The following is a 15592-nucleotide window of genomic DNA, read 5'->3' on the forward strand; positions in this document are numbered from 1 at the left end:
AATGAGCCCGATAAAATATCGAGCTCATTATTATCAAAATTAATTATAAATTTGTCTAAACTTTTGGGTGCAGTCTAGTAGAGGCTTTTTTTAGGACATTACTCAATTTTCATCCCTTTTGTAAGTGTGTAATCACTGTATTTATAGAAGGGTTCAATTGTTAATGCAGTGCATTCTACAACCATTGTGGTGTCTGGATTTTGTTTGAATGAATAAAAAAATAACATACTGAAATAGATTGCTTGATAGTATTGCTTTTTTATTTATAGCATTTTAAATTTAAATTTATAATTCAATATTGCTTTGCTATCTTTGTTATATGAATGAAAATTTAGACCCAACAGCAAATGGTTACAATTCAGAAGAGCTAGATCTTGAAAAAAAATTGAGACCACTTTCTTTTGATGATTTTGCAGGACAAGACCAAATATTAGAAAATCTGAAAGTTTTTGTTCAGGCTGCAAATCAACGAAATGAAGCACTTGATCACACGCTGTTTCATGGTCCACCTGGCTTAGGAAAAACAACATTAGCCAATATTCTTGCCAATGAATTGCAAGTGGGAATCAAAATTACTTCCGGTCCGGTTTTAGACAAACCTGGAGATTTAGCCGGTTTACTGACTAATCTAGAAGAAAGAGACGTTTTATTTATTGATGAAATTCATCGTTTGAGTCCAATAGTAGAAGAATATTTGTATTCTGCTATGGAGGATTTTAAGATTGATATCATGATTGAATCAGGACCTAATGCAAGAACCGTCCAAATCAATCTAAACCCATTTACCTTAATTGGAGCCACCACGCGTTCCGGTTTATTAACCGCTCCTATGAGAGCGCGTTTTGGAATTTCTTCCCGCTTACAATATTATACCACTGAGTTACTCACCACAATCGTAGAAAGAAGTGCTACTATATTTAAAATGCCTATATCCATGGAGGCAGCTATAGAAATAGCTGGTCGTAGTCGTGGAACTCCTCGCATCGCGAACGCATTGTTACGGCGTGTGCGTGATTTTGCCCAGATAAAAGGGAATGGCACTATCGATATAGAAATTGCCCGTTACGCCTTAAAAGCACTTAATGTAGATGCTCATGGCCTGGACGAGATGGATAATAAAATACTAAATACAATCATCGATAAATTCAAAGGCGGACCTGTAGGTTTATCTACTTTGGCGACAGCCGTATCTGAAAGCAGTGAAACAATCGAGGAAGTCTATGAACCATTTTTGATTCAGGAAGGTTTTATTATGCGTACGCCAAGAGGTAGAGAAGTTACCGATAAAGCATATCAACATTTAGGGAAATTAAAAACAAACAATCAAGGCGGTTTATTCTGATTTTTAGGAGCTGTTTCCCGCTTTCCGCTGTATTTCCGATATAGAAAAACAAGGCTTTTTCAGCCGTATTTTTTGTTAATCGGGAGACGCCGATGCTATCAGGTCTTGGAATCCCGTTTATTAACTTCTATTTTTTAACTATTAATACAAAAGCGACATACACGCAATTTATCAAATCTGAAGCGAAACGTCTCGGATTTTTATCCTGTGGAATAGCTAAAGCTGGTTTCTTGGAACAAGAAGCACCGCGGTTAGAAAACTGGTTGGAGAACAATAGAAATGGCCAAATGTACTATATGGAAAACCATTTTGACAAGCGTTTAAATCCAACTTTACTCGTTGAGGATGCTAAAAGTGTAGTTTCACTATTGTTAAATTATTATCCAGAAGACCTGCAAAATACAGATTCTTATAAGATTTCAAAATATGCGTACGGTCAGGATTATCATTTTGTGATCAAGGAAAAACTCAAAGAATTTTTATTTTCTATTCAATCTACAATCGGAGATGTTTCTGGTCGGGCCTTTGTAGATTCTGCTCCAGTCCTTGACAAAGCTTGGGCTGCCAAAAGTGGTTTGGGTTGGATAGGCAAAAACAGTAATTTGTTGACACAAAAAGTAGGGTCTTTTTACTTTATCGCGGAACTCATTATCGATTTAGATTTAGACTATGACAATCCTACAACCGATCATTGTGGTACGTGTACAGCTTGTATAGATGCGTGCCCTACAGCGGCAATAGTTGCGCCTTATGTAGTAGATGGCAGCAAATGCATTTCCTATTTTACAATTGAATTAAAAGAAAATATCCCTCAGGAGATGAAAGGTAAATTTGATGAATGGGCTTTTGGATGCGATGTGTGTCAGGATGTTTGTCCTTGGAACAAGTTTTCAAAAGCACATAAGGAACCTTTATTTAACCCAAATCCAGAATTACTGTCCTTGTCCAAAAAAGATTGGATAGAAATTACTGAAGAAACATTTAAAGCTGTTTTTAAAAACTCACCACTTAAAAGAGCCAAGTTTCAAGGATTAAAAAGGAATATTGATTTTTTACAGTAACGAAATTTTGAAACTTAATTTATTTGAATTTTGTAGAAGATTCTCTAACAATAATGTTTGTTTCTAATTCAACAGTTCTTGGAGTAAAAGGAATTCCTTCTTTATGACAATTCATTTCTTCTAACAATAAGTTAAAAGATTCAATTCCCATTTCATGGCTTGGCTGATCTACAGTACTAAGTTTTGGAGTCAGTACTTGCGATATAAACCAATTGCTAAAACCAATTACCGCTACTTGTTCCGGGACATTGATTTTGTTTTCATTAAAATAGTCTAATACTCCCACTGCTACCAGATCTGTTATAGCAAATATGCCGTCTATATCAGCATGCTCCTGAATAATCTGTTTAGCAAAATATCTTCCTTCTTCAAAAGTCACATTTTCACATGCAAAAACTAATTTTGTGTCAAAAGGAATGTTATTTTTCTCTAATGCTTTTTTATATCCAATATACCGATCTATTGAATTTTGTGGATTCAACGGCCCTCTAATGTGTGCTATTTTCCTACAACCAGTATCGATTAAGTGTTGTACTGCATTAAAGGCTGCTTTTTGGTCATCAATTATTACTTTCGAGCATTTAGAAAGCTTTGCTATTTTGTCAAACATAACAAAAGGAATATTTCTATTCATTATTTCTTTTATATGATCATCATTATTGGACTCATTTGATAAGGACATGATGATTCCGTCAACTCTTTTGTTTATAAGCAGTTCTACTTGTTTTTTTTCTAAAGCCAGCGTCTCATTTGATTGTAAAATGATTACTAAATAGCCATTTTTTTCAGCTTCGTTGATGATGGCATTGACCACATTCGAAAAAAAATGATGCACTACTTCAGGAATAATTAGACCAATAGTTTTTGATTCTTTTGTTCTTAAATTTACAGCAAAACTATTAGGAGTATAGTGTAATTGCTGGGCAAGTTCAATTACCGCTTTTTTAGTTTTTTCACTAACATCAGGGTAATTTTTAAGCGCTTTTGAAACAGTCGTTATTGAAATTCCCAGTTTTGTTGCAATTTCCTTAAGAGTAATGTCTTTCATGAATCGAATTTCTACGTATTTAATTTTAAGAAAAGGTGTTTATAGTAACTTTGCTGTGCGTCCTTTTTCAGTCTTTGACATAGGTATAAAAAAGACTATAAGTTCAAATATTCCTTACCAAGGTATTGATTTTTATCTTATTTCTGTAATTTTTTAATAATAAAACAAATTATTACACATTCGTTACATAAACTAATTGGATCTGCCATTTTTAGTAAAGGCGGGAACATCCTAGGTTGACGTTCTTTCATTTATACGTGTTCCGATCTTAATGTACTTAAAACCAGAAGGGAATTGTTTTCTTTAATAGATTTCGGCATTCCTTCAATGACTCTGAAACGTGGGTTTTAGAAATCCGTAATTGAGTGGCTATTTCGTTGATAATGGGATTTTTCAAAGTTCAATACTTTTGTTTAAAACCCTAAAAAAAGTTCAATAACTTTGTTGTTATCCCAAAAAGTTTCGGTAAATCAATCTTTTCATGATTGATTTACTAATACATAGGTTTTTTTTGGGTCGTTGTAATTGTTAAAGATCAGTTTCGCTAAACTAGCATGGATTCATAAAGGCACTAATTTCTTTATTTGAAATTTTGGGATTGGCTCCTTCATTTTTGGCTACAATGGCTCCTATTGCGCAAGCGAAATCAATTGCTTCTTGAGGATTGGCATCCTTTAATAGTTTAGAAAGCAATCCAGCTAAAAAAGAATCTCCGGAACCCACGGTATCTACAACATTTATTTTATAGCCACTATTGTAGTACATTTTTTCATTGTAATACAGCACCGCACCATGATTTCCTTTTGTAACGCAAATGTGTTTTGTATTCGTTTGTGTGGCAATAAAAAGAATATTTTGCTCTAATGAATGGTATGGTGAATTCATAAAAGCACTTATTTCATACAATTCCTCATCATTAAATTTTATAAAATCTGACTGCATCATCAAATTAATCAGTAGTTCCTTAGTGTAAAAAGGAGCACGTAAATTAACATCGAAAACAGCATATTTTGCATAGTTAATTATTTCTAATAGGGAATCGTGTGAAACAGAATCTCTACATGCAAGACTCCCAAAAACTAGTGCATCTGCTTTCTTGACCATTATTTCGTCTTCTGCAATACATATAATTTTGTCCCAAGCAACCGGATAATTGATTGTGTATGAAGCAGCTCCTTTCTCATTTAATTGAACAATAACTTGTCCGGTAGCCGCGTTTTTATCAACTTGAATCGTATCGGTAACAACTCCATTTTTTTTAACAAAGGCAAGGAGTTCTTTTCCAATTTCATCATTTCCTACTCGGCTTATTATTTGAGCATCAATACCAAGTGATGCTAAACGAAGCGCCACGTTCAATGGCGCTCCTCCGATTTTTTGGTGCGTTGGGAAAACGTCAAATAAAACTTCCCCGAAACAGATTATTTTTTTGGTCATAATTATTCTTTTTTTGACAAACTTTCAGATAGTTCTTCTAATGTTCTCCCTTTGGTTTCCGGCATTTTTGTAAATACCCAAAGCAATTGGAAAACCATCATTATGCAGAAGACGGCAAAAACGGTTGTTGTTCCAATCTCTTTAAACAAAAACGGAATGAATGATGGGATTAATGCTGCTAAAATCCAATGTACAGAAGTGCCAAAAGAGGTTCCGGCAGCTCGAAGTTTATTAGGGAACAATTCAGAGATAAATACCCAAATGACAGCTCCTTGACCTATGGCGTGTGAGGCTATAAACAAAAAGAAAAATAACGGAACAGCCATTCCTTTCCATTCAAAATAAAAGGCGGTTGTCACTAATCCTAGAGAAATAATGTATCCTACCGAACCCAAATACATGAGCGTTTTTCGGCCATATTTATCTATTAGCGAGATTCCAATCATGGTAAATATTAAATTGATTATCCCAATTCCGATACTACTCAAAAAAGAGGCAGATTTTTCTAATCCTGCCAATTCAAAAATTCGAGGGGCATAATATAAAAAAGCATTAATTCCGGAGAGCTGATTGAAAAAGGCAATAAAAAACGCTAAGAGCAATGGTTTTCTATATTTAGCCATGAAAATAGATTCGTTTTTCCCCTCCTGAACAGTTTCTTTTTCTATAGCAGCAATTTCCGCTTCTACTGCTGCGTCACTATTGATTTGTTTCAAAATAGCGACTGCTTTTTGTCTGTCTTTTTTGTATTCTAAAATCCAACGCGGACTTTCCGGGATTCCAAATACCAGAAGTGTGTAAATGAAAGATGGAAACGCTTGTATTCCTAACATCCATCGCCAGGCATTTTCTCCTATATCTTGCAAATAGTAGTTGGATGTAAAGGCGATTAAAATTCCAAAAACAATATTGAATTGGTACAAAGCAACCAGTTTTCCACGGTCTTTTGCAGGAGCAATTTCAGAAACATAGGTTGGAGCAGCAATGGTTGAAGCGCCAATACCAATTCCGCCAAGAAATCTAAAAACGGAAAAGAAAATGGGATCATTTGCGAATGCAGTTCCAATGGAAGAAACCAAAAACAGTAATCCTATAATTATTAGAGTCTTTTTCCGACCTAAAATATTCGTTGGAAACGCACCAAAAATAGCGCCAATAACCGTTCCCCATAATGCGGATGACATGACTACTAATCCATGAAACAAATCAGAAGAACCCCATAGTTGTTGCAATTGTTTATCTGCTCCTGAAATTACGACGGTGTCAAATCCAAATAGAAATCCAGCAAAGGCAACGATAATGGACCAATAGAGTATTTTTTTGTTATTCATTATTCTGTTTTTTTTAGTTAGTGGTTTTGGTTATTATAAATGAATTTTATTACCAGATTCCTTTTATTTCAGCAATACTAAAATTTTTAATTTCTTGATTTTCATCGGATTGAATGGTTAGTTTGGTATATGGTTTGTTAGGAAAAATTTGTTCTGTGAAACTGTAAACGCCACCGTTGAGGAAAATTTCTATTGAGGACCAATCTACTATGATTTGATAATCAATAGCCTCAGAAATTATATTTGAAATTTTGGTGTTGTGTATTTCTTCTCCAAAACTTTTTTCAAAATTGACTATGCCGGAATGTCTTCTGTCAACAGAAAAAGTCTTTCGTTTCGCATCGTAATTCATGACCAAAGAATCCTTTACATCATTGGAAAAAACCAATTTTAAATTTTCATTTTTGGCATTAAATTGTACTGCTGACTGATTCAAATATTGGTAATTAAATGTAGTTTTTTGATTCGCTTTTAGGATAATTTCATCTTTAGAAAAGGCTATGGTCTCTTGTTTTTTGAATTGTTCCACAGGAACGTTTTTTAGGACATAATTGCCCTTGATTTTTGCAAGCGAAAGTTCTTTTGGTAATGTCATGGCGCTTCTCCAGTTTTTGGTAGGCGTGTTTCGCGCATAAGACCAATTGCTCATCCAGCCTATGAATATCCGTTTGTTTTCTGGCGCATTATTGTACGTGACTCCGGCATAGTTATCAGCTCCGTTGTCAATCCATTTGATGGATTTTTGAGTTGTTTTAAAACTTTTTCCATCAAAATCACCAATGAAATATTGTGTTCCTGAACCACCAAGCGGTGCGCCGGGATTGATGCTGATGAGTAGAACCCATTTTTCTTCATTGGAACCGGCAACTTTTAATTTGAAAAGATCAGGACATTCCCAAACACCGCCATGAGCTCCTATGTTTTTACCGAATTCACTTTCGAATTTCCAATCAATTAAATTCTTGGAAGTATAAAATTGTGCTTTATCTCCGGCGACTAATACCATATTCCAAAGATTAGTTTCTGTATTCCAGAACATTTTAGGATCTCTAAAATCTTTCTGATCAACATTTCCTATGATTGGATTTCCATTGTATTTGAGCCAAGTTTCGCCTTCGTCTAAGCTATATGCCAATCCTTGCGTTTGATAATTTCTTTTGCCCGCTTTTTCGCCTGCCATGTCGTGATAGGTAAAAATGGCAATCATTGGTGGATTTTCTTTTGTTCCCAAACCAGAAGTATTTTTTAAATCTACAACGGCACTTCCTGAAAATATCATTCCTAATTTGTCAGGAAACAAAGCGATTTTTTGGTGTGTCCAATGGATTAAATCTGTACTTGTGGCGTGTCCCCAATGCATTGGTCCCCAAACGATATCATCTGGGTAATATTGGTAAAATAAATGATAAATCCCTTTATAGAAAACCATTCCGTTAGGATCATTCATCCATTTTTTTTCCGGAGAAAAATGAAATTGTGGTCTAAATGGTTCTTTGTATTTTTTAGAGGAATCTACTGCTAATTTTCCAGAAGCATCAATGGTGATAACATCATTTTTAGTTTCTTTTTTACAGGAAAACAAGGATAAAGAGACTCCCAATAGTATAAAAAAATAGGTGATTTTATTTGTGAACTTCATTAAAAAAAGGATTAATTAGTATAGTAAGTAAGTCGAAAGTTTAAAAGTCGTAAAGTCAAAAGAATTAACTTTAAGTAAAACAGCTTTAAATCATATTGTTACATAATTTTATCCTGATTTTAAAATACGATATTATACCATGGTTATTACTTATCTTCATAAAAATAGAATTATAATTTGTAATTGTTGATTTGGAATCGACCAAAAACGTTTTTGATGAGTCGAAAACGTTTTCGATTTGTATTTCACCTACTATCTGGATCGATGTACATTTTTAACGAATAATTTATATATGTTTGAAGATATTATTAAAAAATTATATGATGAATTTAACAGTTAAAACATTGGTGTTCATGCTCTTAGTTAGTACTGTGGTTTGTGGTCAAGCCCAATCAGACGAGTGGCACTTATATGCTAATTCCAGAGAGAATTATTTTGGAGTTGCCATGGCCAATGGTCAAATAGGAATCGTTACTGACGACACACCTCTCAAAACAAAAGAAATTATCCTGAATGGCGTGTATGACGGAAGTCCTGAAAATGGGATCAGCAGAATAGTACGCGGAATAGAGTTTTTGAATCTGCATTTGAATATCAATAGGCAAGAAATCAAATCAGACAATATCGATAATTGGAGTCAAGTGGTTTCAATGAAAGAAGGAATGAGTACCACTTCCTTTTCGTTTAAAGATTTGGCCACAATTAATTACACGATTTTGGCTAATAGAGCTGTTCCTTTTTCAGCGATGGCAATTGTCGAAATTACTCCTATTAAGGATATAGAAATTACCGCTAACAATTACATGGTTGTTCCTGATGAACTGAAAGAGGCAAAAAGTCAGTTTCGGGTCTTAAAGGATAATCAGTATTTAATGCCGGTTTTTGGTACTACAGCTAAAACGCTAACCGGTAAATATACAGTGGCCGCTTCAACAACTTTTCTTTTTGATGATGAAAGGGAAACCTTAAAACAAACCGGAAATGAAGTTGGGTTTACTAAAAAATTGATCAAAGGCAAAAAATACCGTTTTGCGGTTGCAGGAGGAATTTGCACTTCCAAGGATGTTACGGATCCTTTGAACGAATCCGAAAGACAACCTATTTATGCCCTTCAGGAAGGAATTGATAAATTATTGAACCGTCACAAACAAGCTTGGGCTGAATTATGGAAAACGGGTGACATACAAATTGAAGGCGACCTGGATGCGCAACAACGGGTGCGTTTCGCGTTGTATAACTTGTATTCTTATATACGTCCAGGAACCAGACAAAGTATTGCGCCTATGGGGTTGTCGTCTCAAGGCTATAACGGACATATTTTTTGGGATACGGAACTTTGGATGTATCCAACGCTCTTGGCACTGCAACCTGATATGGCAAAATCATGTTTGGATTATCGCTCAGATCGTTTGCAAAAAGCAAAACAAAAAGCCTTTATTTATGGGTACAAAGGAGCAATGTATCCTTGGGAATCTGATGATACAGGAGAAGAAGCAACACCAACTTGGGCCTTGACAGGTATTTTTGAACAGCACATCACAGCAGATGTTTCGATAGCTTTTTGGAATTATTACGCCTATACACAAGACACTTCTTGGTTGAAAAAAGAATGGGAGGTTCTTAAAGAAACAGCCGATTTCTGGGTTAGCAGAGTAGTTAAAAATCAAGACGGAAGTTTTTCTATTTTGAATGTAGTTGGTGCCGATGAGTATGCGCAACATGTAGATGACAATGCTTTTACCAATGCATCAGCGATCGAGTCTTTGAAAAATACGATTAAAGCAGCGACACTTTTAAATGAGCCGATCAATCCAGAATGGATAGCAGTATCAGAGAAATTAGTGATTCATAAAAAGGATGGGATTACTCAAAATTATAAAGGATATCAAGGACAAATGATCAAACAGGCAGATGTCAACTTATTAGCATATCCTTTGCATACAATCACTGACAAAGAACAAATAAAAAGAGATTTGGAATATTACGCCGAAAAAATTGACAAAAAAGATGGTCCAGCTATGGCTTCCGGAGTTTTATCGGTTCTATATGCTCGATTGGGAGATAGAGATAAAGCCTATAGTTATTTTGTGAAATCGTATTTACCTAACAGTCGGCCTCCTTTTGGCGTATTTTCGGAATCAGCCAATAGTAATAACCCTTATTTTGCTACTGGAGCCGGAGCAATGCTTCAAGCCGTTATTTATGGTTTTGGCGGAGTGGAACAAACGGATATGGGATTGAAATACAACAAGGGACTGCTGCCAAAACAATGGAAATCACTTAAGATTATTGGAGTGGGAGTGGATAATAAAACAATTGTTATCAAATAATACAGTAACCCGTTGGGTGTAATTACACCCAACGGGTTACTTTAAATGATTTTTGCCGCGAATATACAAGCAATCTATTTTGAAGATTGTTATAGTATTCGTGGTTTTTTTGTTTTTAGAAGCCATTGGGTTTTATTCAATTTAAATTTTCGACAGAAAAAGCTGCATGATTGCTTTTACTATTTTAGGACTGATTATTTAGATAAAATAAATAGGATGAAGTGATAAATGGTTTAATTATGTAATTTATTCCAAATTTATATTTTAAAGGCAATTACATTTTCATAATCATACGTTTAGTAAATGTGATTTTTTTAGCCGTTGAAACAGGGAGTAAAAAACGAAGTATTGATAGGTATGGCGTACTATTTTTAGACATTTGACGCGGCTTATTTTGGATTATCGATTTGGTATAAAAAACTTCATTATGATGAGTAATTCGTAATCTTAGTTTGTAAAAAGCTTTTCTATTGAGTGATATACAATTGATTTGAAGTGAAAAAGCCACTAAATTATAATAATATGTTTTTTAGTATCTTTTTTTTGTGTTTAGTATAATTTTAGTATTAATTTTTTAAAGTATTAATTTTAAAATCGAAAACGTTTTCGGCATAACGAAAACGTTATAGTTTAGTAATATCTTAATATTATCATAAATTTATAATTATGTTTGGTGTTAATATTTAAACAAACCATTAAAAAAAATTATTAACCAACTTATTTATTACGTATGAAAAATAGTCTAATTAAAGGCTTGATGGTGTTTCTAACGATGCTGTGTACAAGCTTGACATATTCGCAAGATGTGTCTGGTACAGTATCTGATGGCAGCGGTCCGCTTCCAGGGGCTTCTGTCTTAGTTAAAGGAACAACAAATGGAGCACAAACTGATTTCGATGGAAAATTTACGATCAAAAATGTAGGCTCAAATGCAGTTTTAGTTTTTAGTTACATTGGTCTTAAATCTCAAGAGGTAAATGTAGCAGGTAAGAGCACTATTAGTGTAGTCTTAAAAGAAGATTCTGCAGAACTGAAAGAAGTAGTAGTTATTGGCTACGGTACGGTTAAAAAGAAAGATGCAACGGGTGCTGTAGATCAAATTAGCTCTAAAAAATTTGATAATGTTGCTGCTATCAATCCAGCTGAACTTTTGAGAGGTAAAGTTGCAGGTGTTCAAATTACTTCTTCAAGTGGAGAGCCAGGTGCTGCAAATTCAATAAGAATTCGTGGTAATGGTACTTTACGCGGGGGTAACGGACCGCTTATTGTTGTAGATGGGGTGCCTTTAGCCGGAGGTGACGTATCAGCAGGTGGTGCTAATATGAATTTAGGCTCTATGAGCGCCAAAGATCCATTGAGTTTCATTAATCAAAATGATATCGAAAGTATGTCAATTTTGAAAGATGCCTCTTCAACAGCGATTTATGGAGCTAGAGGGGCTAATGGGGTAATTATTATTACAACTAAGAAAGGAAAGTCTAAAGTGCCAGAATTAACTTATTCTACTTCTTACACTACTTCTTCTTATGCTTCAAAATTCGATGTTTTATCTACTGATGAATTTATTGCGGCAACTCCAGGTCAGACAGCAAATCATTTTGGCGGAGCATTCGATTGGAAAAAACAAGTATTGCAAACAGGTAATACTGTAAATCATGACCTGTCTTTCTCAAGTGGAACAGACAATTCTAGTACTAGAGTTTCTCTAGGTATGGCTAATACTGACGGTATCGTAAGAAATACTGGTTTAGATAAAATTTCTGCAAGTTTTTACAACTCAAATGATTTCTTTGATGGTAAAGTGATATTAGAAACTCGTATCGCTTATTCTAATATCAAAGATCGTAGAGGTTTGATTACTAACGATACAGGATATATTGGTAACTTATTAAGTGCTGCATTGTATTGGAACCCAACGCGTTCAGTTTATGACCCAGCACAGCCAGGCGGTTACACAAGAGTGAGTGGTGATTATCTTAATCCTGTTCATTTGATGAATTCGTTCTCTAATAATGGTGATTTGTCTAAATTATTAGGTAGTCTAACCACTACTGTGAAATTAACTAATAGTTTGAAATACAACATGGTTGTTGGTATTGAGACATCTAATTCTTCTGTAAAGCAACAAGCTACTCCGGATTTAAATATTCAAGATTTTGCAACGGCTACTAATCCTGCGGATTTGAAAACGTACAGAGGACAAGCGACAGTTTCTAATGATCAAAGAGTAAACAAAACTATTGAACACAATTTAACATTCACAAAAGATATTACAAAAAATATTAACTTGAATGCAATTGTTGGATATTCGTACTATAACTATGCATCTAATGGTACTTATGTATCTGCAAAAGGTTTTGCTGCTACACAAACTAATTTATTAGAAAATATGGAAGGTGGAATCCCAACAGAAACAAGAGTTGGTTCTTATAAAGGATTAGTTGATATGCAATCTGTTTTTGCCAGAGCATCATTAGCATTCTATAATAAATTGAATTTAGATTTAACGGTAAGACGTGATGGTTCTTCTAAAACAGCAGCGGGTAAAAAATACGGAAATTTCCCTTCTTTAGGTTTGGCTTACAAACTAGTTGATGGAAAAGACGGGTTAGTTAATGATTTTAAATTAAGAGGAAATATTGGTAAAACAGGTAATACTGAATTTCCAAGAAACTCTTCTGTAGGTATAATTGAATACAATGGTCCAAATCAATTTAATGTTGTAAACAATGCGAATTCTCAATTAACTTGGGAGACTACAACTTCTTACGGAGTAGGGACAGACTTTGCTTTGCTTAATAATAAGTTAACAGGATCTGTTGATTATTTCAACAAAAATACTACTGATTTAATTGTTGGTATCCCTTCAACTTCAGGGCAGCCTTCACCTCAAGGTATCAAATATACTAATTTACCAGCTAACTTAATAAACAAAGGAGTCGAGGTTTCGTTGTCATACAAGGTAATTGATACAGATGATTTAACTTGGGATATTTCTGGTAACGTGGCATTCTTGTCAAATACTATTGAAAATCTGGGTGCTGCAAACGTGTACAACGTTGGAGCCATTCACGGGCAAGGTCTGAGTGATGCATATGTTCAAAGAATTCAAGATGGACATCCATTGTATACCTATTATCTTCCAACATTCACAGGATATGATGCAAATGGAATTTCTCAATATGCAGATGGAGGCGCTGTAAAATTGTTAGATAAGCAGCCTTTACCTAAAATGACTGCAGGCTTTTCAACAAGTTTGGCCTACAAAGGTTTTGATTTCTCAACATCATTATATGGAAATTTCGGTAATTATTTATTCAACAACACTAATGTAGCCCTTTTCTATCAAAATCAATTGGGAGGTAAAAACGTAACTCCAGAAGTTGCAAATTCAGTTCAATCAAGATCTGATGCTAATACACCATCTACTAAATACCTTGAAAAAGGGGACTTTATTAGAATGGGTAATTTAACACTAGGTTATACTGTTAAAGGAGATGTTTTAGAGCGTTTTAAAGTGAAGTCTGCTCGTTTTTATGTAAACGGTTCTAACTTATTTATAATTACTAAATATTCAGGTTTTGATCCGGAAGTTGATACTAACAAATCTTTAAATGGTGTCCCTTCTGCAGGTATAGATTATTTATCTTATCCGAGAGCTAGAACTTTGTCAGTAGGTCTTAACGTAACATTTTAATTAGAATAAAAATGAAAAAAAATAATTTTATAAAGTACGGTATTTTTGCTGGAGCATTAGTTCTTGGCGTTAGTTGTACTAATTTAGATGAACAAATCCCTGATGCAACTGAAATTTCAAAAGCGGATCCTGATGCAGTTTTGACTTCAGCTTATAATGGATTGCGACAATTTGAGGGACAAGACGGAGTATTTGCAATACAAGAGGTTTCTACAGATTTTGTTATTGTGCCAACACGTGCAGGTGACTGGGGTGACGGTGGAGCGTGGTTGCAAGATCATTTTCATACATGGGACGCAAATAGTAGAGAAATAAATACTTCTTGGAGACAGATGCTATCAAGTGTTTATAATTGTGACTTAGCATTAGCTATACAGGGAATTCCGGCTGACAAGAAAGCGCAAGCTCAATTTTTGAAAGCTTATTATTATTACAATGCTATTGATATGTTTGGTCAAGTTCCATACAGAGAAGCAGGTAGTTCTCCAGATGATTTTCCTAAGGTTTGGACTTCTCCTGAAGCGACAGCTAAAATTATTGCATTGCTTGTAGAAGCGTTGCCTAATCTTCCTGCAAAAAACACTTCTGATCCTTCAATTGCAAGTAAAGATGCAGCAAACTTTTTGTTAGCTAAAATTTATTTGAATAAAGCGGTATTTGATTCGCCAAGTCATACAGGATTTAATGCGAACAATGTGGCTAATATGAATAAAGTAATTCAATACGTTGATGCTATTTCTAGCGCTACTACTTTAGCTTCGGATTACTGGGATAACTTTAAACCAGCAAATCATACTAGTCCGGAGTTAATTTTTACAGCCAAAAATATTAATGGTGTTGATATGGGCGCTATTAGAACAAGGTGGTATATGGGAAACCATTACAATCAAGTTCCAAGTGGTTGGAACGGATTTTCTGTATTGCAGGAGTATTACGATAAATTTGATCCGTCAGATAGACGTATTAATAATAATGATCCGGCTATTATTGCCGCTTTCGGGAGCCCTCTAGGACTGCGTAAAGGACTGCAATATGATAAAGGAGGAGTTACTCCTCTAACAACAAGAGCTCAAAATGGTTCATTACCTTTAAATTTTCAAAGTGATTTGGCAAATTTGCCAGCAGATGGTAGAATCATTTCTCAAAGCTGGTTAGAAAGATGGGGTATTCGTCCACAAAAATACATTCCAGATGTGTCTAATATGGATAAACCGGAAAATGACTATGTGTTATTCCGTTACGCGGATGCTTTATTGATGAAAGCGGAGGCTATAACAAGAGGTGGTTCAAGCACAAGTACTGTTGTTTCTATTGCTGCTCAATTACAAGCTCGTCAAGGAATTACCACTGTAATTAATTTGTCGACTTTGGCTAACATTGATAAAGCTAGAGCTACAGAATTGTGGGAAGAAGGTTGGAGAAGAAATGATATGATTCGTTTTGGAACTTATACTACTGCTAGAGCTACAATGAAGAATACTGATGCGTATAGAGTATTGTTACCCGTACCAACAACAGCTTTGTTGAATCCTAATATTAAACAAAATCCTGGATATTAAAAGTATTGTTTACTGTTAATTATATTTGGAGTTAGTTATTAAGAGGGCGATTTATTGCCCTCTTAATTTTTTTATAATTGAGAGCTTCTTATGAAGCTCTTTTTTTGTTTTATTTCACACTTTTTTTGGCTCTTTTTAATTTTTTTAT

General features: G+C 34.6%; 9 protein-coding genes. 5 read left to right on the plus strand and 4 right to left on the minus strand.

Annotation, left to right across the window (positions count from 1 at the left end; all coding sequences use genetic code 11):
- The first annotated feature begins 319 nt into the window (after nt 1–319).
- Both ruvB and queG read left to right on the plus strand, forming a co-directional pair.
- Nucleotides 320–1342, plus strand: a complete 1023-nt coding sequence (gene ruvB, locus EKM05_RS09190) for a Holliday junction branch migration DNA helicase RuvB (protein WP_126454217.1) — start codon at nt 320–322, stop codon at nt 1340–1342.
- Nucleotides 1343–1434: 92 nt separating this feature from the next.
- Nucleotides 1435–2403, plus strand: coding sequence for a tRNA epoxyqueuosine(34) reductase QueG (gene queG / locus EKM05_RS09195; RefSeq protein ID WP_126554750.1), 969 nt, complete (start codon nt 1435–1437; stop codon nt 2401–2403).
- 19 nt (nt 2404–2422) lie between these two features.
- Here the strand turns inward: queG and EKM05_RS09200 are convergent, their stop codons facing one another.
- The 4 genes from EKM05_RS09200 to EKM05_RS09215 form a co-directional block, all read right to left on the minus strand.
- Complete coding sequence (locus EKM05_RS09200; protein ID WP_126554752.1) at nt 2423–3451, minus strand: LacI family DNA-binding transcriptional regulator; 1029 nt, start codon at nt 3449–3451, stop codon at nt 2423–2425.
- Between the two features lie 549 nt (nt 3452–4000).
- Nucleotides 4001–4888 carry a carbohydrate kinase gene (locus EKM05_RS09205; RefSeq protein WP_126516483.1) on the minus strand — a complete coding sequence of 296 codons (888 nt, stop codon included), beginning with the start codon at nt 4886–4888 and terminating at the stop codon, nt 4001–4003.
- Nucleotides 4889–4890: 2 nt separating this feature from the next.
- Nucleotides 4891–6219, minus strand: coding sequence for a sugar porter family MFS transporter (locus EKM05_RS09210; RefSeq protein ID WP_126454209.1), 1329 nt, complete (start codon nt 6217–6219; stop codon nt 4891–4893).
- A 49-nt stretch (nt 6220–6268) separates the two neighbouring features.
- A complete protein-coding gene (locus EKM05_RS09215) occupies nt 6269–7858 on the minus strand; it encodes a glycoside hydrolase family 32 protein (protein WP_126554754.1) in 1590 nt (529 codons plus the stop codon).
- A 323-nt stretch (nt 7859–8181) separates the two neighbouring features.
- Here EKM05_RS09215 and EKM05_RS09220 point away from each other — a divergent pair, with 323 nt between their 5' ends.
- The 3 genes from EKM05_RS09220 (at nt 8182) to EKM05_RS09230 (ending at nt 15444) form a co-directional block, all read left to right on the plus strand.
- Entirely contained in the window at nt 8182–10188 is a 2007-nt protein-coding gene (locus EKM05_RS09220; protein WP_126554756.1) for a glycoside hydrolase family 65 protein, read from the plus strand.
- Nucleotides 10189–10918: 730 nt separating this feature from the next.
- Complete coding sequence (locus EKM05_RS09225; protein WP_126458446.1) at nt 10919–13885, plus strand: SusC/RagA family TonB-linked outer membrane protein; 2967 nt, start codon at nt 10919–10921, stop codon at nt 13883–13885.
- 11 nt (nt 13886–13896) lie between these two features.
- The gene (locus EKM05_RS09230) at nt 13897–15444 is read left to right on the plus strand and encodes a RagB/SusD family nutrient uptake outer membrane protein (RefSeq protein WP_126458449.1); all 1548 of its coding nucleotides are present in this window, start codon (nt 13897–13899) and stop codon (nt 15442–15444) included.
- The last annotated feature ends 148 nt before the right edge of the window (nt 15445–15592 follow it).

Source organism: Flavobacterium sp. GSP27, assembly GCF_003970395.1.
Lineage (GTDB): Bacteria > Bacteroidota > Bacteroidia > Flavobacteriales > Flavobacteriaceae > Flavobacterium.